The sequence below is a fragment of the Acinetobacter sp. H1(2024) genome (assembly GCF_046557555.1).
Classification (GTDB): domain Bacteria; phylum Pseudomonadota; class Gammaproteobacteria; order Pseudomonadales; family Moraxellaceae; genus Acinetobacter; species Acinetobacter seifertii.
The window spans coordinates 77,503-97,826 of record NZ_JBKGFO010000007.1 but is presented as its reverse complement, the minus strand read 5'-3'; the positions used below and the strand labels follow the sequence as shown (position 1 = coordinate 97,826).

Below are 20,324 nucleotides of genomic sequence, written 5' to 3'. Positions count from 1 at the left end.
TTATTTCCCCACTACCTGAATAACGATCAAGATCATCAATAACACCACTACACCGAGTGACATGCTTGATGCGTATTCACGCAATGAACCTGTTTGACGTGAGCTTGTAAAACTGTTTCCGCCTTTAACAAGTGCAGGAAGCACAAGCCACAAGCTATCAACTGGATCACGACCAAATAGTTTGGCGAAGAATAAATAAGGTTTAACAAAAACGATGTCATACAACGCATCGAAACCAAATGCAGTACGACAGATATGAGCTAAGCCAGCACCAAGACTTGTTTGAGCAAACGATTTTACTGCACCGTAAGCAAAAGCAAACAGACCAATACCAACTGCTAAACCAACAAGCGCGATACCTACAGCTAAATGCTCTGCTCCATGCATGCCTTCTACAAACTGTTCAGCAACGTGGAATTCAGGAATTTTCGCTGTATTTAAAATACCAGCTACAGGACCTTTTAGTGCAGCGCCCACAAAAGTAGACAATACTGCCAAGATACCTAATGGCGCCCAGTAAGTTGCACCTTTAATCTCATGGTAATGTGTATTTTCTTTACCGAAGAATACAACCCAGATTAAACGGAAGGTATAGATTGAAGTCAGGAACGCACCTGCTACACCAGCCCAATATAAGGTGTGGTATAGAGCAACTGATTGACCTTGAACCCAAACTTCACCAAGAATCGCATCTTTTGAGAAGAAGCCGATTGTTAAGAATGGAATCGCTGCTAATGCACCGCCACCAATCGCGAAACATGCAAATAGGAATTTGTTTTTGTAGAACAAACCGCCCATTTTGAAAATATTTTGTTCGTGATGGTAAGCAAGAATAACTGCACCAGAAGACAAGAATAATAATGCTTTGAAGAATGCGTGAGCCAACATGTGGAACAAGCCAGCTTGGTAAGCTTCTGCACCAACAGCCATAAACATATAACCAAGCTGACTCATTGTTGAGTAAGCCAAAATACGTTTGATGTCTGTTTGCACAAGAGCAGCAAAGCCTGCAACTAATAAAGTTACAGCACCTGTTACCGAAATGAATTGCATCACTTCAGGTGCAAGCTCAAATACGCTGAATAGACGGCAGCATAAGTACACACCAGCCGTTACCATTGTTGCTGCGTGGATTAATGCAGAAACAGGTGTTGGACCTGCCATCGCATCTGCCAACCATGTTTGCAATGGAATTTGAGCAGATTTACCAGCAGCACCCAAGAACAACATTAATGCAGTCCAGATGGTAAGTGACGAACTCTTCGTCATTACTTCTGCTGCATGTTCAACGATGTACTGAGTATTCAGCGTACCAAATTGTTGGTAAAGCAAGAATAAAGCGATAAGTAAGAATACGTCACCTACGCGGGTAACTGTAAATGCTTTGATCGCTGCCCAACCATTTGCAGGGTTTGCATAATAGAAACCGATGAGCAAGTAAGAGCAAAGACCTACGCCTTCCCAACCTAAGAATAGCAACGCTAAGTTGTCACCCAATACAAGCACAAGCATGCTTGCAACGAATAGGTTGAAATAAGAAAAGAAACGCGCATAACCTTCTTCACCACGCATGTACCATGATGCAAAGATGTGGATTAGGAAACCAACACCAGTGATCATGCCCATCATAAGTAAAGATAAGCCATCTAAATGTAAGCTAATGCCAGGAGCGAAACCACCAACATTGAACCATGTCCAAAGGTTTTGAACAAAAACCTGCTGGCCGCTACTTGTAAATGCCATACCAGCAATCAATGCAAATAATGCAGATAAACCTACAGAACCCACACCAATAATTGCTGCAACATTTTCAGAGAGCTTATCACGCCCTGCCGCCAATAAAATAAAACCGATTAGCGGAAATAATACTGTTAGATATAAATAACTCATCCGCGCATCTCACTAGCAGCATCCACATCCAAATGATGGAAGCGATGATAGAACTGAAGGACAATCGCAAGACCGATACACGCCTCTGCCGCAGCAAGGGTTAAAATCAGAATGAACATCACTTGTCCATCTGGTTGTGCCCATACGCTACCCGCAAGAACGAATGCTAACGCAGCAGCATTCATCATGATTTCAAGGCTCATTAACATAAATAGTAGGTTGCGTCGCACCATTACACCGTAAAAACCGAGTGCAAAAAGAATGGTTGCAACAATCAAACCATGTTCTAAAGGGATCTGGCCCATTATTCTTTTTCCTCTTCTGCACCTGGTTCACGTTTACCTAAGTGGTATGCTGCAACAAGGGCTGCTAGCAATAACATCGCGGCAACTTCAACCAATAATAAGTAGTGAGTAAAGAGCGCTTGACCAACAACTTTTGGTCCAATTACTTGTGCTCCAAGTGGTGCAGAGATGGTTGTATATTCACCACCAAGCATCCAAACTAAAAGTAAGCCAAGTAAAAAGCTCATGAGTGCTGGATATGCCCAAGCATCTGAAGAAAGCCATTTACGCTCTTGTTCTACAGTGTGTTGCCCTAAGTTAAGCATCATCACCACGAATACGAACAAGACCATAATTGCACCAGCATAAACAATGATTTCGAGGGCGCCAGCAAACGGCGCACCTACGATCATGAAAATACCAGCAACTGCAAGTAATGAAACAATCAGACTAAGCAATGCATGTACAGGGTTCGTGTTAGTAACTACACGAACCGTAGAAACGATGGCCACGAGCGCCATCAAATAAAACGGCCACATCATGGTAATAGACTCCGTACATCGATTGGTGCACTTTCTTTTTGTGCTTGACCTTTCTCTTTACCGCTAACAGCCATACCAGTTACACGGTAGAAGTTGTAGTCTGGGTATTTACCTGGACCTGAAATGAGTAAGTTTTCTTTCTCATATACAAGGTCTTGACGTACGTATTCGCCTAACTCGAAATCTGGAGTCATTTGAATCGCTGTCGTTGGACATGCTTCTTCACACATACCGCAGAAAATACAACGAGAGAAGTTGATACGGAAAAACTCCGGATACCAACGCCCATCTTCTTTTTCTGCTTTTTGTAGTGAAATACAGCCAACTGGACATGCAACCGCACAAAGGTTACATGCCACACAACGTTCTTCCCCATCTGGGTCACGCGTCAACACAATACGACCACGAAAGCGTGGTGGCACAATCTGTTCAGCCGGTACTTCTGGATATAAAATCGTGTCACGTTTACGCGTTGCATGGCTAAATACCATAAACAACGAACGTACAATCGATCCGAATCCAGCTAGAAATTTATACATTTTGTACTCCCTGCTGTCCTAGGCCTGATTCATCAGAATCACAGCACCAGTCACTAACAAGTTGACCAACGCCAATGGCAAACAAATTTTCCAACCAAAGTTCATGACTTGGTCATAACGTGGACGCATTAAAGAACCACGCGCCAATACAAACATCATTACGAAGAATGCTGTTTTAATCACGAACCAGAATACTGGTGGAACAAATGGAATTTCTAAATTGAATGGCGCTAACCAGCCACCAAAGAATAAAGTCACGATTAATGCAGAGATAAGTACAACGTTTACATATTCAGCAACGAAGAACATACCCCATTTCATACCGCCATATTCAACATGGTAACCTTCAGCCAATTCTTGTTCTGCTTCTGGTTGGTCAAATGGATGACGGTGAGTTACCGCAACACCAGCAACCACAAAAATCAAGAAACCTAAGAATTGTGGAATAACGAACCAAACATCGCGTTGTGCTTCAACAATTTCACGAAGGTTGAATGAACCTGCAATTGCAACCACACCCATTAACGAGATACCCAAGAACACTTCATAAGAAATGGTTTGAGCAGCTGAACGTAAGCCACCAAGCAATGAGTATTTGTTATTTGAAGCCCATCCACCAAATAAGACTGCATAGACTGCAATACCAGCCATTGCCATAAAGAACAACAAACCGATGCTCATGTCGGCAACACCCAGTGAAGGACTCACCGGGATAACCATGAACGAAAGCACCGCAGTTGCCATCGCAACTGCCGGAGCTAAACGGAAAGTTAATTTATCAGCAAATTTTGGTGTCCAGTCTTCTTTGAACATGATCTTGAGCATGTCGGCAACGATCTGGAACATACCACCAGGACCAACACGGTTTGGACCATAACGGTCTTGCCACCAAGCAAGTAAACGACGCTCAATAAAAGACATCAACGCAGCAACAAGAACAACAACAAGCAAAATCACAACTGCTTGAACAACTGCATAAGCAATTGGCCAGTTCTCAGCCCAAAGTGGCGTTTGACGTATAATTTCTTGATTCATGAATTACACTCCTAATGCCACTGAAACAGGCTCAGCTAACGATACTGTTGGTGCTAAACCAACTGGGTAACCGATATAACCTGTAGGTAAGTATTCAATTACTTGTACAGGCAAGCTCACTCTAGTTTCGCCTGCTTTAACTGTAATGCGTTGGCCTTCTTGCAAATTCAAACGCGCTGCATCTTGCTCACCAACTGCAAACATAGCTTCTGGAATACGAGTTTCCATTGCAGGTGTTTTAATCGTGAATTCACCAGAACCAAAGATGTGGTGCATTGGCACAAGACGGAAGCTTTCAGGGTTTGCAACTACAGCAGTTGGAGCAACATAGCTACGTGCTGGACGTTTTGCTAAACGATCGAATAAACGAACGCCCGAATCACCACCTTTTAAGTGACCGCCCACTTCATCTTGGTATTTGTTCCAAGATTGTGGAGAGTTCCAACCCGGAGCCCACGCAAATGGTACAAGTGAAGATGCATTTTGTGGACCAACATAACCTTCCATAGAGAATGTTAATGCTGAGTCTGGATCTGTTGGCTGTTTAGGTTCATGAACCGATAAAGGTGCACGAATTGCTGTACGACCAGAATAACGACGTGGTTCACGCGCAATTTTCAAACCATGTACACGGTAGCCTGCATCTGGTGCAACGTCTTGAATTGCTTCAAGCACAGGAACATTTTTAACGATAGTTTCGATAACGTCATCAAGCAATGTCCAATCAACTGGCTTACCTTTAAGACCAGTTTCAATGGCATGCAACCAACGCCAAGATTCTTTAATCGCGTATTCAGGCTTGTAGTAGCTTGGATCGTAAACTTGGTAGAAGCGCTGTGCACGGCCTTCTTGGCTTACAACAGTACCATCACCTTCAGCAAAGCTTGATGCTGAAAGTACAATATCAGCCTGTTTCACAGTTTCTGTTTCGCTGTGATCAAGCACAATTACTGTTTCAGCTTTATCAAGTGCTGCTTTAACTTGAGCAGCCGGTAAGCGACGGAACAAGTCATTTTCAACAATCACAAGTGTGTCGTAGTCTTGAGCAAATGCTTGTTCAAGGCTTAAACCGCCAAACAATGCCAAGCCCATAGAGTTCACTTCAGGAACAACAAGGCTTAAACCAGCTTTTGAACCAAGGTTTTGCGTTAACTCTGCCGCAGCTTCCATAATTGAAGCATCTTGCAAGCTCGTACCCGCAATAATTAACGGTTTGTTTGCTGCTTTTAAAGTGTCGGCAATAGTTTGTGCAAATGCTTTTGCATCGTCATCTAAACCACTTACAACTTCACCTTTAACTGCTGCAGCAACTGCAAAACCTAAACGCGCGATGTCATTTGGAGATGCAACCACTTCACCAGTTGCAACATCGGCAAGACGAGTTTGAGTTGCAGCCAAGATATAGATCGGAGACTTCGCTTCTTGACCAATACGTTGTACAGGCTCAGCCAACCAATCTGGCGTACGTGTTTTTGCAGCCATTTCGCGAGCTTTGTTTTTTGCAGCTTGACGAACTGACAATGCCATACGAGGTGCAGTTTGAGTTAAATCTTCACCCAAAATTAATACTGCATCATAGCCTTCAATTTCACGCATGTTCGGGTTGTAAATACCCTCTGTTTGCATGATTGAAGCTGCAAGCTCAACAAGATTTTGCTCTTTTTGTGCAACACCTGTTGAATAGTTTGCTTGGCCTACAAGTTCACGTAATGCATAGTTTGATTCTAAGCTTGCACGTGGTGAACCGATACCTAAAACCTTTTTACCTTCAAGTTTCGCAATTGCTTGATCTAAAGCTTGGTCAACTGAAACAGTTGCTACTGTTTCACCATTGCGGAATTGAGGTTGACGCGGACGATCTGCACGGTTGACATAACCTGTGCCAAAACGACCTTTGTCACAAAGGAAGTATTGGTTAACCGAACCATTGAAGCGGTTTTCTACACGACGGATTTCGCCATAACGCTCACCCGGAGAAATATTACAACCTGAAGAACAGCCATGACACACGCTTGGTGCATATTGCATATCCCATTTACGGTTATAGCGCTCTGAATGAGTCTTATCGGTAAATACACCTGTTGGACATACTTCAGTCAAGTTACCAGAGAATTCAGACTCTAAAGTACCTGATTCTGGACGACCAAAGTAAACACGTGATGCATTCGCATATACACCAAAGTCCGTACCGCCAGCATAGTCTTTGTAGTAACGAACACAACGATAACAAGCAATACAACGGTTCATTTCATGCGCGATGAACGAGCCGAGTTCTTGGTTATAGTGCGTACGTTTTGTAAAACGATAACGACGACGGTCATGACCTGTCATTACAGTCATATCTTGTAAATGACAGTGACCACCCTCTTCACATACTGGACAGTCGTGAGGGTGATTCGTCATTAAGAATTCAACAATAGACGCACGGAAATCCGTAGCTTCTTTGTCTTCAATCGAGATATAGGTATTGTCAGATGCTGGCGTCATGCATGACATCACAAGACGTCCGCGCGTATCTTCAGGATTTGCATACTGAGTTACGGCACATTGACGGCAAGAACCAACCGAACCTAAGGATGGATGCCAACAAAAATATGGGATGTCGATGCCCAGACTCAAACATGCTTGTAGCAAGTTTTCCGAGCCGTTGACTTCATACGATTTTCCATCGACATGAATTGTAGCCATAGTCGAATTCCTTAAGCTTGTTCTACGTTGCTGGTTTGCACGACAGGACGATTCGTCACTTTCGCTTCAAACTCACCACGGAAATGTTTGAGTGCGCCCATAAGCGGCTCCATCGCACCTGGTGCGTGGGCACAGAAAGTTTTACCAATCCACAATTTACGAGTTAACTCTTGTAAATGATCGATATCTTCTTTCTTACCTTCACCTGTCTCAAGTGCTTTAAGCGCTTTAACAGCCCATGGCAAACCATCACGGCATGGTGTACAGAAACCGCATGATTCGCGCGCAAAGAACTCTTCTAAGTTACGAGTGAGCGATACCATGCATTGAGTTTCGTCTACCACCATCAACAAACATGTTCCCAAACGAGAACCTGCTTTCATAATAGTGTCTGCATCCATTGGTAAATCAATAGTATCTGCAGGTAAAAAGTCAGTAGACGCACCACCTGGTAACCATGCTTTAAGCTTTAAGCCTTCACGCATACCGCCGGCATGATCTTCAATTACTTCACGAGCAGTCGTACCAAATGGAAGTTCCCAAAGACCAGGGAATTTAACTTTACCTGACGCACCATAAATCTTAGTGCCTGGATCTTTTGATTTACCAGCTGATAAACCGATATACCACTCTGGACCACGAAGCATGATTGCTGGCAAGTTGTTATAAGTTTCAACGTTGTTCACAATCGTAGGACGACCCCATGCACCAGCAACTTGCGGGAATGGTGGTTTCGTACGTGGGTTAGCACGGCGGCCTTCAAGTGAGTTAATCAATGCAGTTTCTTCACCGCAGATATAACGACCTGCACCTGTATGCACGTGTAACTCGAAGTTCCAGCCAGAACCTAAAATGTTGTCACCTAAGTAACCTTTAGCGCGAATTTGCTCAAGCGCTTCATTTAGGTATTGTGCAGCCTCGATGTATTCGCCACGAATAAAGATATAACCTTGAGTTGCTTCTAAGGTATAACCTGCAATCAACATACCTTCGATCAATTGGTGAGGAAGTTTTTCCATCAACAAACGGTCTTTAAAGGTACCCGGTTCCATCTCATCGGCGTTACAGATTAAGTAACGTGGGCCACCATCATTTGGTGCCATAAGAGACCATTTGATCCCTGCTGGGAAGCCTGCACCACCACGACCTTTTACAGTTGCAGCTTTAATGACATCTAACACTTCAGCAGGTTTCATACCTAATGCTTTTTTAAAGCCTGCATAACCTTCAAGTGCTTCGTAATCGTCAGCGCTACGTACTGCTTCTTGTTTGCTTAAACGCCAAGTCAGTGGATGAGTTTCCGGATTACCGTCGCCATAAATTGGTTTTGGTTCGGTATTCATACATACTTCTCCAATAACTGTTTGATTGATGTCACTTCCACTAAACCGTGAGTATCTTCATCAATCATTAACGTTGGGCCTTTGTCACAATTGCCTAGGCAGCAAATTGGTAGCAGTGTAAAACGACCATCTGGTGTCGTCTGACCATACTGAATACCTAATTCACGCTGGAATGCTTCAGCAAGTGTTTCAGCACCCATTAAGAAGCAAGCAATTGAGTCACAAAGCAAAATTACGTGACGACCTACCGGATGGCGATAGATACGGTTGTAAAATGTTGCAACACCTTCCAAATCAGCAACACTCATCGACAACAACTGTGCGATGGCATTCATTTGAGCGTCATCTACCCAACCATTACGGCGCTGTACGCACTTCAAAGCATCCAAAGAGGCTGCACGTGGGTACGGATAGTGACCAATGTGATGTTCGATGTCGTGAATTTCTTCCGCAGTCAAAATTCCTTCAACATTCACACGTGGTTTTTTATCAGTCAAAATCATCATTATGTGTTACCTCTTAGCGATCCACGTCAGCCATAACCACGTCAATGGTCGCCAGATAAATGATTAAGTCAGATACTAAACTTCCGTTAATCACTGAAGGCATTTGCTGTAAGTGAGTAAACGTCGGTGTACGAATACGAGTACGATAACTCATGGTCGCTTTATCTGAAGTCAAGTAGTAAGTACTTGCACCTTTCACAACTTCGGTCATGAATGATGATTCACCAGCAGGCATAACAGGACCCCATGACACGCTCAAGAAGTGCGTAATCAAGGTTTCAATGTCTTGTAATGTCTTATCTTTTGGTGGTGGAACAGCCAATGGGTGATCCGCTTTATATGGACCAGAAGGCATGTTATCCAAACACTGTTTGATAATTTTGAGTGACTCAGTAATTTCACGGAAGTGAACAAGTACACGAGCGTATGCATCGCCTTCATACTCAACTGGCACATCAAAATCAAAGTTTTCATAGCCACTGTATGGACGATATTTACGTACGTCGAAATCAATACCTGTTGCACGTAAACCAGTACCAGTTACACCCCACGCAAGCGCAGATTTTGCATCGTATTGAGCAACATTACGTGTACGACCAATAAACACAGAGTTTTTAAGTGCAGCTGTGTAGTATTCGTTCAAACGTTTAGGCATCCACTCTAGCAACTCTTTAACAAGTTTTTGCCAGTTGTTTGGAAGGTCGTGTGCTGTACCACCAATACGGAACCATGCTGGATGCATACGGTAACCCGTGATTGCCTCAACAATGTCGTAAACTTTTTGACGGTCTGCGAACATATAGAATACTGGTGTCATACCACCGGCATCCTGAATTGCCGTACCACAGAATAACAAGTGGTTATTAATACGGAACAATTCGTTCAACATGACACGAATCACTTGCGCACGTTCAGGAACTTTAATACCTGCCATTTGCTCTACAGCCATTACATACGGCATGTTTTGAGCACAACCACCTAAGTAGTCAACACGGTCAGTATAAGGAATGAAAGAATGCCATGTTTGACGTTCAGCCATCTTTTCCACACCACGGTGGTGATAACCGATATCAGGTACACAGTCCTTCACTTCTTCGCCATCTAACTGCAATACAACACGGAACGCACCGTGCGCAGATGGATGGTTAGGACCCAAGTTCAAGAACATGAAGTCTTCGTCAGCGTTACCACGCTTAAGACCCCAATCTTCAGGTACAAAGCGTAAGTGTTCCTGTTCGAAATCTTGCTTCGCTTTGTCTTGCATGTACGGCGTATATTCTGTCGCACGTGCTGAATATTCTTTACGAAGCGGGTGACCTTCCCAATAAGTTGGCAACAAAATACGACGGAGCATTGGATGCCCTTCGAAATTGATACCGAACATATCGTAAGCTTCACGTTCATACCAGTTGGCATTTGGCCAGATATTTGTCGCTGTCGGGAGGTTAAGATCATTTTCGTTCAAGGCAACCTTGATACGAATGTCACTATTACGCTCAAGCGATAATAAATGATAGAACACAGTGAAGTCAGATGCTGGTAAACCATCACGATGTTGACGCAAACGCTCATCCATCGCTGATAAGTCAAACAGCATTACATAAGGACGTTCCACTTTACGCAGGAACATGAGGACTTCTTGCACGCGTGCGCGCTCAACCCAGACTGTTGGAAACTCTTCAAAAGTCGCCTGCACATAGAAGTTCTCACCAAATTTGGTTTTGAGCTCTTCTACGATTGCAAATGCTGGGCGTGAATCAACTGGTGTTGACTCTGGCATAGCAATGTCAGTTTCAGCCATTGGCTTGGCTTCCTATTTAATACAAATTCTGTCAATTTTCTCGATGAACATATCGGTTAGACATGTCAAAACACCGTCAAAAATTATTTAATCTCATCCATAGAGCGTAAGTTTTTAACGGCAATACGCTGCGCATTCTTACGATCACGTTCTGGCATCATCTTTGGCTTATACACTGGCTGAAGATCATCACCAATCACGGCAGAAAGCGGGCGTCGCTCTAATTGAATCTGGTCTTGCAAAAGCATTAATGCTTGAATTAATGCTTCAGGACGAGGTGGACAACCTGGGACGTACACGTCAACAGGAATAATTTTGTCTACACCTTGTACTACTGAATAGATGTCGTACATACCTCCAGAGTTTGCACAAGCACCCATTGAAATAACCCACTTAGGTTCTAACATTTGTTCGTACAAACGTTGAATAACCGGAGCCATTTTTACAAAGCAGGTACCTGCAACAATCATCAAGTCAGCCTGACGAGGTGAAGCACGAATAACCTCTGCACCGAAACGGGACAAGTCATGCACGCCTGTTAAAGTCGTTGCATATTCAACGTAACAACATGAGGTACCAAAGTTAAATGGCCACAAAGAGTTTTTACGTCCCCAGTTTACTGCTGTATGCAAGACATCCTCTAAACGAGTCATGAATACATTCTTATTCACTTCCTCTTCAAGCGGATCAGTCACAATTTGACGTTCTTGCAATGGGTATTGATCAGCATCCGGATTCGCGCGGGTCAGAGTATATTTCATCCCGACTTACTCCTTTTCAGATGACAATGCAGGTGTAGTTTTTGACTTAACACGACCTGATGATTGGGCTGGAATCTGGCCTGTAGGGTCAGTTACGAGCTCTTCAATAGAGTTAAAGCGTGTAATTTCAGCAATATTCATTGTTGGTGAACCAACTTTGATCTTTTCACCTGCTGATTTACGACGATCTGCTGGTGACCAACTTAAGGCACCTACAGAGAAGGCATAAACAAGCGCAATCAATAGATCAACGACAAAGATCACAACAGTGGTATATCCCAACCACCCTACTTCACGCACAGAAGTAGACCATGCATAGAGGTAAAGTGCCTCTAAGTCGAATACAACAAAGAAAATTGCAACTAAATAGAACTTTGCAGACAGGCGAATGCGAGCGCCACCAGCACTCACGACACCTGATTCAAACTGCTCTTGCTTAGCACGTCCCCACGATTTTCCCCCGAGGAGTAAGGGAACTGTGAGCATAAAGACGCAAAGAAATGTAACGCCGATCACGAAGGCGATAATCGCCCAGTCGTATGGAGTAATGGCACTCATGCGGGGATAACTCCTGGCAGGCCTATTATTTAACAAAGAATGTATGTATTGGCCTTTGAATACACCAAACACAAAATTAATCCCGCCAATTGTACCTGATTTCTAATTTCGCATGCTAGTTGAAGCGTCTTAGTCTTTTGGATGATTTTCTAATCAAAAGTATTCATCTATGTCTTGTAGAGGGGGTTTCACCGTTTACAATCGGTTTATTTGATAGTTTTTATGCTTGTGATGATTTTTTTCATTTTTTGATTTTTAATATTATTTGAACAATCGCTCATTTGGTCAAATTAAACAACTTACTTTTTTATAATATTAAGTGGTTTTTTATTGTATTCATCTTCTGCTCTGAATTATGATGAATGTTTAATCATGCATAATATTTATTACTCTTGGATAAGGGTATTTATCATTAAGGGCAGCTGATGCCATACTCACTTCGTGAACTTTCATTTTCTTCCTTCCTGAAATTCTTCTTTCTATTTACGATCATTGTTTCGATATGCTGCTTTATTGGAATTGCATCTCGGCCCCTTAGTTTTCTGGCTTTTTTCTGGCCGGCCAATTCAGTTTTATTAGGATTACTGGTCCGTTATCCTCAAACACGTAAGCTCAGTACTTTTCTTGGTGCATATACTGGATATGTTATTGCCGACCTTATTCAAGGCACACCATTTTTACTGACTATTATCCTAACAACATCTAACTATATTTATGTTGTTACCTCTTTAGTGCTATATCTATGTTTAAGTCAACACATTAGATCTGCTCATCGTGGTTATTCTTACCTTTTTTTATTCGGGTTATGTGGCATAGGCAGTTTAGTTGGCGCTTTATTTGCCGCGACTTTTGTGCCTATGTTTAATACCAAGTTTATGCTTGGCAGCTTTTGGGCTGAGTTTGGTTACTGGATGACATCAGAACTACAAAATGCCCTACTCTTACTTCCTATACTGCTCAACATCCCTGCTTACTCCCAAATAAAACGTTACTTTAATGGTCATCGGGAACATATAAGCATTATCGACTTATTGCCTTTTTTAGCTGTATTAATTTCAATTACAGTAAGTTATTACGACTCTGGGCCAGGTTCTTTACTCTATCCAATCGCAGCTTTAGTTTGGTGTGCTATACGCTACAAACCTATTGTAGTCGCCCTAATTACCTCATTTACCAGTGCTTATATTATTTACCATGTCTCTGGTCATTATTTATTACTTTATCCAAATGAATACTTAAGCAATACCATTTCAATTCGTATTGGCTTAATTATGATGACGCTTGCACCTCTGACTGTTTCTAGTATTAGTGCACTTCACTCTGAGTTAATTCAAAAACTCCAACATGCTATTGCCCATGATGAGCTCACATCTAGTTTAACTCGACGTCAATTTTTACAATCAGTTCGTATACTTCAAGAAAAAGTTCAAAAGGAAAATAAAACATCTGCTTTTTTTATGCTGGATGTCGATCATTTTAAAAAAGTAAATGATAGTTATGGCCACTTAATTGGAGATAGAGCTTTACAAACCTGTGTAACCACTATACAAAATATTTTGCACCCTCATGATTTACTAGGACGTTTTGGTGGAGAAGAGTTCGCAATTTTTATTCCTGATACTAATAAAGAAGCCGCTTTTGAACTCGCTGAAAGAATACGTACCAAGATTAGTCAGCAACCGATTTATGTTTATGGGAAATTACCTATTTTTGTACAGGTCAGTATTGGTATAAGTCTATATTCACCAAATCACCATCGCTCTATTGAAAGCCTGTTTAAAGAAGCCGATGACGCACTCTATCAAGCTAAACGCCAAGGACGTAATCGGGTTTTTATTTCTTTGTAATATTTTAAAGTCATCATCTAGTGTAATGAATTTTATACAATAACTTCTGTTTTTGCCATGTATGCTAATAACAGATAATAAGGAGAAAAATGTATGAATCTAGAATATACGCATAAACCAGACTATTACTTGTTCGCGCAATTACTCGTGCGACATATAGAAAGCTATATTCAAAAACATCCAGATGCAGATAATGCCATTTTTGACTTGAGAGATGTCTATGAAATTTTTAGACAAGATTTCGCGTCAACCACGACAAACCTAGAAGGCATTTTACATATTGCAGATTCATATAAAGTTGAAACTTTGAATGGAGACCAACCTCTTATTCAAAAATATCAAATTGATGCTAAAAATAATTCGCTGTTAATTGACTTTAATACCGATGCTCTCAACAGTCTAAGAAGCGGCAAACCGATTTTGGAGCCTGACGCGACTCAACTATAAATCAACCAATAAAAAAGCACCTTATGCAGGTGCTTTTTTATTGGCTTTTAATGGGGGTTGTTTAAATCGATGTGCAGGCCAAGTCATAATAAAACGTGCCCCACCCAAACTTGGGCTTTCATCAACTTTAATTTCACCACCAAACCAGTAAGCAATACGACTTACAATTGAAAGTCCCAGACCATAACCACCAGAGGCACGCGTACGGCTGTCATCTAAACGCGCAAAGGCTTCAAATACACGCTTACGGTCTTGTTCAGGGATACCCGGCCCATCATCTTCAACACAGACAAAAGCCATGCCATCACTGTGAATACCACCAGTAATACGCACTTTATTATCACAATAACGAACCGCATTTCCAACCAAATTTTGTACAACACGGTGAAGGTAACGACGCTCTGCATCCACCTTGACATATAAAGGTGGTGGAACGAGCTCAATCTCTTTCTGCGTTTTTAAAGCTTCAGTTTCAACAGCAACCTGATCCAACACTTCAAACAGCACAATTTCTGCAAAATCTAACGAAGGTGTGCCCTGCTCTAGTTTTGCATAAGTCATGATTTCATCAATCAAGGTATTGAGTGCTTCAATATCTTTATCAATCATGTCGACCTGATGCATACGATGATTGTAGTCATCTTCTTCGGCCAACATTTCCGTACCAAAGCGTATACGTGCTACTGGCGTTCTCAGTTCATGAGATACAGCTCTCATTAACTCACGTTGAGCTTCAATTAAACGCTGAATATGATCAGACATATTGTTATAGCTTGAAGCCAAGTTTGCCATTTCGTCACTTCCTTCAATAGGAACACGCAATGACAAATCACCCGATTTCATACGGTTTAATGCATAACGCACTTGTCGAATTTTGCGCTCTAACGGCAAAATCAAACCATAAACACCTAAACTTAATAAGAACAAGCTAAATAAGGTAATACCCGCAGAAAGCTGTAAAGGCATCCAGTTAAACATTGGAACAGGGCCTAACACCAAAACTTGCGTAGGATGGTTCGGAATTGGAGAGACAATCGAAATAGTTGTACCACGTACTGTTGCACTATCTTTGTACAACATCACGCTTTGATCTTGGCGTAAACGTCCAATCTGTTCAGAATCCAGATTTATATCTTGAATGTTTTGAATATTGATTGGATATGAGAAATGTTTTTGAATCTTGGCAAGATACTCTTGTTCCTGACCCGGATAAAACATGAGGTAGTCGAGTACAAAAATAGGAAGAGCCTTCATTTGGCGTTCACTAATTTTGTCGACTTTTATAGATAGATAATGCTGCGGGTCGTCACGTAAGCCAATAATCACATAAGCAATGCTATTACTTGCATCGTAACGAACTACAGATTTTTGTGCTTCGATCCGCTTTTTCTCGGTCCGAGAGAGTTCAACCTTACTTGCATCGGTATAATAAATTGGAAGTTCGAGCAAATCAGATGCGTCAGAAATCCAATCTATCTTTTGCTGCTTCCCAGGTTGTCGAGCGACCCCTTCACTAATGACATAAGAAATACCATCAGTTAAAGATTCTCGGTATTCTTGTGCGCGTTGGTAGTTGATAATTTGTACCAGTAAATACCCAAAAACAGCCACCAAAACAACAAGAATTACCAGCCCCGCATATATTCGCAGGAATATACTGTGTTTAAACACTCGACCAACCTTATAGGAAGTTTAATCAGATTTTACAATCCATTGGTTTCTTTAACAAACAAGTAACCTTTACTACGTACAGTTTTAATACGTTTTGGATTTTCAGGATCATCGCCAATTTTTGGACGAATACGCGAAATACGTACATCGATTGAACGGTCTTGACCATCGTATTCGATACCACGTAAACGTTCGAAGATATCTTCGCGCGATAAGATACGACCAGCGTTTGATGCAAGCAACCATAACAGGTCATATTCAGCACTTGTAAAGTCAACAAGTTCACCGTTTAAGGTTACAGAGCGGCCTCCATTGTCGATGACAAGGTCGTCAAACTCAATACGTTGTGCAACTTCATCTTCAACAGTTTTATCCGTGCGACGTAATAGTGCACGAATGCGCGCTAACAATACACGTGGTTGAACTGGCTTAGCGACATAATCGTCAGCACCCATTTCCAGACCAAGTACTTGGTCCATGTCTTCAGTACGTGCAGTCAACATTAAAATAGGTTGATGGTAATGTGGACGAACTTCACGACAAACGGTTAAACCATCGGCACCCGGCAACATGACATCCAAGACCACAAGATCTGGTTGTTCACTAATAATACGACGAATTGCACGGTTACCATCAGTTTCCACGCCAACTTCCAAGCCGTTGCGGATTAAGTATTCTTGAGTTAATCGTGCTAAACGCTCGTCATCTTCAACGATCAGAATCTTTGGTAACTTTTCTTCTTGGCTCATATCATTGCCCCTATAAATCTCATTACATGCATCTTAAAAATCTTGCAGATACATTCGTTTATCATTTGCAATATACACACGTTTACATTGTAAACAAGTAGGCGTTCACCAAACTGATACATGACAACCATGTTTTGTTGCATTTTATTAATCTTTGAATTTCCAAGTATTTTTAATATCTATTTATTGTTATTAAAAGTCATAATCTATTCATATTTCCTATGTATGAATATTAAACAAATTATTTCTTGGCGGAATTTAAATTCATTCAAGTGCTTGTTTTTTGAGTTATCCACAAAGTTATCTATAAGCGTTTTTTAATAGCTTTGCTATGCTATCTCCCGACAAATCATACAGATAAAAAATTACTAAAAAGTCAAGATTGATCTAGCTTAAAAAATCCCGTATCTTGTGTTGAAAATAAACTTTAACTACTAAGTCTTGTGTTTATCCCTCAAATATCGTGGCATGTTTTTTGCTCGGTTCAAACGGTCTATAAACATAACAAAAGTGACAATGGAGCTATGCTGGCATGAGCGTAATTACTTCGACTCCCGGTCAAATTCAGGTGATTAAACGCACTGGAGATGTTGCTGCATTTGATGCAGATAAAATTTCTGTTGCGATTGGTAAAGCTTTTCTTGCTGTGGAAGGTCAACAGAGTTCGGATTCTAGCCGTATTCACGACCGTATTACCCAGTTGACGGAAATGGTTTTAAATACATTTACTCGCCGTTTACCATCGGGCGGTACGATCCACATTGAAGAAATTCAAGATCAAGTAGAACTTGCTTTAATGCGTACTGGGGAACAAAAAGTTGCCCGCGCTTATGTGATTTACCGTGAACAACGCGCTAACGCTCGTCAGCAAACAAACTCAAACCACCACCCTACTTTACAAGTTACTGACGCGAACGGTCAGCTTCAGCCACTTGATTTAAGTGCATTACAAGCTACAGTTTCTAAAGCAGCTGAAGGTTTGGAAGGTATTGACGTTCAAGCGATCGTGGATGAAACCGTTAAAAACTTATATAACGGCGTAAAAGAAAGCGATATTGCTACGACCATGATGATGGCAACACGTACCCGTATTGAACAAGAACCAAACTACACTTACGTAACTGCACGTTTGCTCTGTAATGAATTAGTGGGTACAGGTTTAGCTTTCTTAGGTCTACCAACTGATACTGCTGAAAACAATGCACTCGAAGCATTCTTGAAAAAAGGTGTAGAGCTTGATTTGCTTTCACCTGACTTGCTTGACTTCGACCTAGAAAAACTAGCAGCAGCAATTCAACCAGAACGCTCTAATCAGTTTACCTACTTAGGTTTACAAACTCTATTTGACCGTTACTTCATTCACTCAAACGGCGTTCGCTTCGAATTACCACAATTATTCTTCATGCGTGTGTCAATGGGTCTTGCACTCAATGAGCAAGATAAAGAAGAGCGTGCAATCGAGTTCTATAACTTATTGTCTAGCTTCGACTATATGGCTTCTACGCCTACCCTGTTTAACTCAGGTACATTACGTCCACAGCTTTCAAGTTGTTACTTAACAACGATTGGCGATGACCTTTATGACATTTATGGTGCAATGCGTGATAACGCGATGCTTTCTAAATGGGCTGGCGGTTTAGGTAATGACTGGACACCTGTACGTGCCTTGAACTCTTATATTAAAGGTACAAATGGTAAGTCTCAGGGTGTTGTTCCATTCTTGAAAGTTGCGAACGATACTGCTGTTGCCGTAAACCAAGGTGGTAAGCGTAAAGGTGCTGTATGTGCATACCTAGAAACTTGGCACTTAGACATCGAAGAGTTCTTAGAGCTTCGTAAAAACACTGGTGATGACCGTCGCCGTACACACGACATGAACACTGCGAACTGGGTTCCAGACTTGTTTATGCAACGTGTATTTGAAGATGGTGAATGGACACTCTTTACCCCTTCTGAAACTCCAGACTTGCACGACTTAACTGGTGCTGAATTTGCTGAGCGTTATGCTTACTATGAGTCTGTAGCGAAAGAAACTAACATGCTACACAAGAAAGTACGTGCTAAAGACTTATGGCGCAAAATGCTTTCTATGTTGTTTGAAACTGGTCACCCTTGGATCACGTTCAAAGATGTATGTAACTTACGTTCACCACAACAACACGTTGGTGTAGTTCACTCATCTAACCTATGTACTGAAATTACCTTGAATACAAATCAAGACGAAATTGCAGTATGTAACTTGGGTTCGATTAACCTTGTACAACACGTTCAAGGTGGTGTGTTAGACCGTGAGAAGTTAGCTCGCACAATCAAAACAGCAGTACGTATGCTCGATAACGTTATCGACATTAACTACTATGCTGTACCTCAAGCGAAAAACTCTAACTTGAAACACCGTCCTGTAGGTATGGGTATCATGGGCTTCCAAGATGCGCTATACGAGATGGGTATTGCTTACGGTTCAGACGCTGCTGTTGATTTTGCAGATGAATCAATGGAAGTGATTAGCTACTACGCGATTGAAACTTCAAGCAACTTGGCTGTTGAACGTGGTTCTTACTCAACATTCAAAGGTTCATTGTGGGATCAAGGTATCCTTCCAATCGACTCTTTAGAAATTGTTGCGAAATCTCGTCCAGAGCGCATGTTCGAAGTTGACCGTACTCAACGTTTAGACTGGGACACTTTACGTGCCAAAGTTCAAAAAGACGGTATGCGTAACTCAAACGTGATGGCAATTGCTCCAACGGCAACCATCTCTAACATTTGTGGTGTTTCTCAGTCTATTGAGCCAACATTCCAAAACTTATATGTGAAATCTAACCTGTCTGGTGAGTTCACTGTTATTAACCCTTACCTTGTTCGTGCCTTGAAAGACCGTGGTCTTTGGGACACAGTAATGGTTAACGACCTTAAACATTTTGAAGGTTCAGTACAAAAAATTGCTCGTATTCCTGAAGAATTAAAAGCAATCTTTGCTACTGCGTTTGAAGTAGATACACGTTGGATCGTTGATGCTGCATCACGTCGTCAAAAATGGATTGATCAAGCTCAGTCACTTAACCTTTACATCTCTGGTGCAAACGGTAAGAAACTTGACATCACATACAAGATGGCATGGTTACGTGGTCTTAAGACAACTTATTACCTCCGAGCTTTAGGTGCGACTTCTGCTGAAAAATCTACAATTAACACAGGTGCTTTAAACGCAGTTAAACCTGCGACTGTTGAAGCAGCTCCAGTTGCTGCCCCTGTTGTAGAAGCGAAGAAACCAGAAGCAGCGGTTGAAGAAGAAGGCTTTACCCAAGCAGCTCCTGTACCAATTGCTTGCTCAATCGACAACCCTGATTGTGAAGCTTGCCAATAACATTCAATAAAATTGCTCTTTTTCACTAAAGAGCAATTTTAAAAGAGGTAAAGATTATGCTTTCTCATCTCAGCCATAATTATATGCTTGGTGTTGGAGTATTAATCTTTGCCTTTATTTTCTTTTATATGCCGATGGTTTACGCATTCATTACGATACGTAAGCAACAGCGTAAGCAAAATAAGTTGTAGTGAGTAGAGACCAAAGGTCCAAAATTTGGTCATACCTTAATAAAACTTAATTTTGTTTACACATTAAAAGCGTATAGTAGGGACATCTTCGTTTAAGAGATGTCA

Annotated in this window: 18 protein-coding genes; 4 read left to right on the top strand and 14 right to left on the bottom strand. The window is 41.6% G+C overall.

Annotated features, from left to right (window positions below):
- The 11 genes from nuoL to ndhC all read right to left on the bottom strand — a co-directional run bounded on the left by nuoL (position 1) and on the right by ndhC (position 11,947).
- The gene (gene nuoL, locus ACLCEG_RS16455; RefSeq protein ID WP_410568368.1) at positions 1–1,890 is read right to left on the bottom strand and encodes an NADH-quinone oxidoreductase subunit L; all 1,890 of its coding nucleotides are present in this window, start codon (positions 1,888–1,890) and stop codon (positions 1–3) included.
- A complete protein-coding gene (gene nuoK, locus ACLCEG_RS16450) occupies positions 1,887–2,195 on the bottom strand; it encodes an NADH-quinone oxidoreductase subunit NuoK (protein ID WP_000529822.1) in 309 nt (102 codons plus the stop codon). Before nuoK ends, nuoL begins: the two co-directional genes overlap by 4 nt.
- Positions 2,195–2,713, bottom strand: a complete 519-nt coding sequence (gene nuoJ / locus ACLCEG_RS16445; protein ID WP_014205902.1) for an NADH-quinone oxidoreductase subunit J — start codon at positions 2,711–2,713, stop codon at positions 2,195–2,197. Before nuoJ ends, nuoK begins: the two co-directional genes overlap by 1 nt.
- Positions 2,713–3,255 (bottom strand): NADH-quinone oxidoreductase subunit NuoI, encoded by a 543-nt coding sequence (gene nuoI / locus ACLCEG_RS16440; RefSeq protein WP_004703498.1) that lies wholly within the window; start codon positions 3,253–3,255, stop codon positions 2,713–2,715. Before nuoI ends, nuoJ begins: the two co-directional genes overlap by 1 nt.
- 18 nt (positions 3,256–3,273) lie before the next feature.
- Positions 3,274–4,290: an NADH-quinone oxidoreductase subunit NuoH gene (gene nuoH / locus ACLCEG_RS16435; protein ID WP_004703499.1), complete on the bottom strand. Its 1,017-nt coding sequence runs from the start codon at positions 4,288–4,290 to the stop codon at positions 3,274–3,276.
- A gap of 3 nt (positions 4,291–4,293) precedes the next feature.
- A complete protein-coding gene (gene nuoG / locus ACLCEG_RS16430; RefSeq protein ID WP_410568366.1) occupies positions 4,294–6,978 on the bottom strand; it encodes an NADH-quinone oxidoreductase subunit NuoG in 2,685 nt (894 codons plus the stop codon).
- An 11-nt stretch (positions 6,979–6,989) separates the two neighbouring features.
- Positions 6,990–8,321, bottom strand: coding sequence for an NADH-quinone oxidoreductase subunit NuoF (gene nuoF, locus ACLCEG_RS16425; RefSeq protein ID WP_004703505.1), 1,332 nt, complete (start codon positions 8,319–8,321; stop codon positions 6,990–6,992).
- The gene (nuoE, locus tag ACLCEG_RS16420; protein WP_003653477.1) at positions 8,318–8,827 is read right to left on the bottom strand and encodes an NADH-quinone oxidoreductase subunit NuoE; all 510 of its coding nucleotides are present in this window, start codon (positions 8,825–8,827) and stop codon (positions 8,318–8,320) included. The genes nuoF and nuoE overlap by 4 nt, the downstream gene beginning before the upstream one ends.
- A 13-nt stretch (positions 8,828–8,840) precedes the next feature.
- Positions 8,841–10,628: an NADH-quinone oxidoreductase subunit C/D gene (gene nuoC / locus ACLCEG_RS16415; RefSeq protein ID WP_004703507.1), complete on the bottom strand. Its 1,788-nt coding sequence runs from the start codon at positions 10,626–10,628 to the stop codon at positions 8,841–8,843.
- Positions 10,629–10,711: 83 nt separating this feature from the next.
- Entirely contained in the window at positions 10,712–11,389 is a 678-nt protein-coding gene (locus ACLCEG_RS16410; protein WP_002050353.1) for a NuoB/complex I 20 kDa subunit family protein, read from the bottom strand.
- A 6-nt stretch (positions 11,390–11,395) separates the two neighbouring features.
- Complete coding sequence (gene ndhC / locus ACLCEG_RS16405) at positions 11,396–11,947, bottom strand: NADH-quinone oxidoreductase subunit A (protein WP_004703510.1); 552 nt, start codon at positions 11,945–11,947, stop codon at positions 11,396–11,398.
- Between the two features lie 425 nt (positions 11,948–12,372).
- Between ndhC and ACLCEG_RS16400 the strand changes: the two genes are divergently transcribed.
- Positions 12,373–13,794 (top strand): GGDEF domain-containing protein, encoded by a 1,422-nt coding sequence (locus ACLCEG_RS16400; RefSeq protein ID WP_410568364.1) that lies wholly within the window; start codon positions 12,373–12,375, stop codon positions 13,792–13,794.
- A gap of 93 nt (positions 13,795–13,887) precedes the next feature.
- Entirely contained in the window at positions 13,888–14,241 is a 354-nt protein-coding gene (locus tag ACLCEG_RS16395) for a hypothetical protein (protein ID WP_004703515.1), read from the top strand.
- A gap of 21 nt (positions 14,242–14,262) precedes the next feature.
- Here the strand turns inward: ACLCEG_RS16395 and bfmS are convergent, their stop codons facing one another.
- Genes bfmS through ACLCEG_RS16380 form a run of 3 tightly spaced genes read right to left on the bottom strand, consistent with a single transcriptional unit; the run spans position 14,263 to position 16,840 of the window.
- A complete protein-coding gene (bfmS, locus tag ACLCEG_RS16390) occupies positions 14,263–15,912 on the bottom strand; it encodes a sensor histidine kinase BfmS (RefSeq protein ID WP_019457084.1) in 1,650 nt (549 codons plus the stop codon).
- Positions 15,913–15,944: 32 nt separating this feature from the next.
- On the bottom strand, positions 15,945–16,661 hold the full coding sequence (gene bfmR, locus ACLCEG_RS16385; RefSeq protein ID WP_000076440.1) for a response regulator transcription factor BfmR: 717 nt from the start codon (positions 16,659–16,661) through the stop codon (positions 15,945–15,947).
- Entirely contained in the window at positions 16,658–16,840 is a 183-nt protein-coding gene (locus ACLCEG_RS16380) for a hypothetical protein (RefSeq protein WP_228269885.1), read from the bottom strand. The genes bfmR and ACLCEG_RS16380 overlap by 4 nt, the downstream gene beginning before the upstream one ends.
- 353 nt (positions 16,841–17,193) lie before the next feature.
- Between ACLCEG_RS16380 and ACLCEG_RS16375 the strand changes: the two genes are divergently transcribed.
- The gene (locus ACLCEG_RS16375) at positions 17,194–20,028 is read left to right on the top strand and encodes a ribonucleoside-diphosphate reductase subunit alpha (protein ID WP_410568362.1); all 2,835 of its coding nucleotides are present in this window, start codon (positions 17,194–17,196) and stop codon (positions 20,026–20,028) included.
- A 56-nt stretch (positions 20,029–20,084) separates the two neighbouring features.
- Complete coding sequence (locus ACLCEG_RS16370; protein ID WP_002120013.1) at positions 20,085–20,219, top strand: hypothetical protein; 135 nt, start codon at positions 20,085–20,087, stop codon at positions 20,217–20,219.
- The last annotated feature ends 105 nt before the right edge of the window (positions 20,220–20,324 follow it).

Excerpts from the sequence above, each read along its gene's own strand:
- ACLCEG_RS16410 (WP_002050353.1), bottom strand. The coding sequence starts at position 11,389 with ATGAAATATACTCTGACCCGCGCGAATCCGGATGCTGATCAATACCCA.
- nuoH (WP_004703499.1), bottom strand. The coding sequence starts at position 4,290 with ATGAATCAAGAAATTATACGTCAAACGCCACTTTGGGCTGAGAACTGG.
- nuoF (WP_004703505.1), bottom strand. The coding sequence starts at position 8,321 with ATGAATACCGAACCAAAACCAATTTATGGCGACGGTAATCCGGAAACT.
- nuoG (WP_410568366.1), bottom strand. The coding sequence starts at position 6,978 with ATGGCTACAATTCATGTCGATGGAAAATCGTATGAAGTCAACGGCTCG.
- nuoC (WP_004703507.1), bottom strand. The coding sequence starts at position 10,628 with ATGGCTGAAACTGACATTGCTATGCCAGAGTCAACACCAGTTGATTCA.
- nuoJ (WP_014205902.1), bottom strand. The coding sequence starts at position 2,713 with ATGTGGCCGTTTTATTTGATGGCGCTCGTGGCCATCGTTTCTACGGTT.
- nuoL (WP_410568368.1), bottom strand. The coding sequence starts at position 1,890 with ATGAGTTATTTATATCTAACAGTATTATTTCCGCTAATCGGTTTTATT.
- bfmR (WP_000076440.1), bottom strand. The coding sequence starts at position 16,661 with ATGAGCCAAGAAGAAAAGTTACCAAAGATTCTGATCGTTGAAGATGAC.
- ACLCEG_RS16375 (WP_410568362.1), top strand. The coding sequence starts at position 17,194 with ATGAGCGTAATTACTTCGACTCCCGGTCAAATTCAGGTGATTAAACGC.
- ndhC (WP_004703510.1), bottom strand. The coding sequence starts at position 11,947 with ATGAGTGCCATTACTCCATACGACTGGGCGATTATCGCCTTCGTGATC.
- nuoK (WP_000529822.1), bottom strand. The coding sequence starts at position 2,195 with ATGGGCCAGATCCCTTTAGAACATGGTTTGATTGTTGCAACCATTCTT.
- nuoI (WP_004703498.1), bottom strand. The coding sequence starts at position 3,255 with ATGTATAAATTTCTAGCTGGATTCGGATCGATTGTACGTTCGTTGTTT.
- ACLCEG_RS16370 (WP_002120013.1), top strand. The coding sequence starts at position 20,085 with ATGCTTTCTCATCTCAGCCATAATTATATGCTTGGTGTTGGAGTATTA.
- ACLCEG_RS16395 (WP_004703515.1), top strand. The coding sequence starts at position 13,888 with ATGAATCTAGAATATACGCATAAACCAGACTATTACTTGTTCGCGCAA.
- ACLCEG_RS16400 (WP_410568364.1), top strand. The coding sequence starts at position 12,373 with ATGCCATACTCACTTCGTGAACTTTCATTTTCTTCCTTCCTGAAATTC.
- nuoE (WP_003653477.1), bottom strand. The coding sequence starts at position 8,827 with ATGATGATTTTGACTGATAAAAAACCACGTGTGAATGTTGAAGGAATT.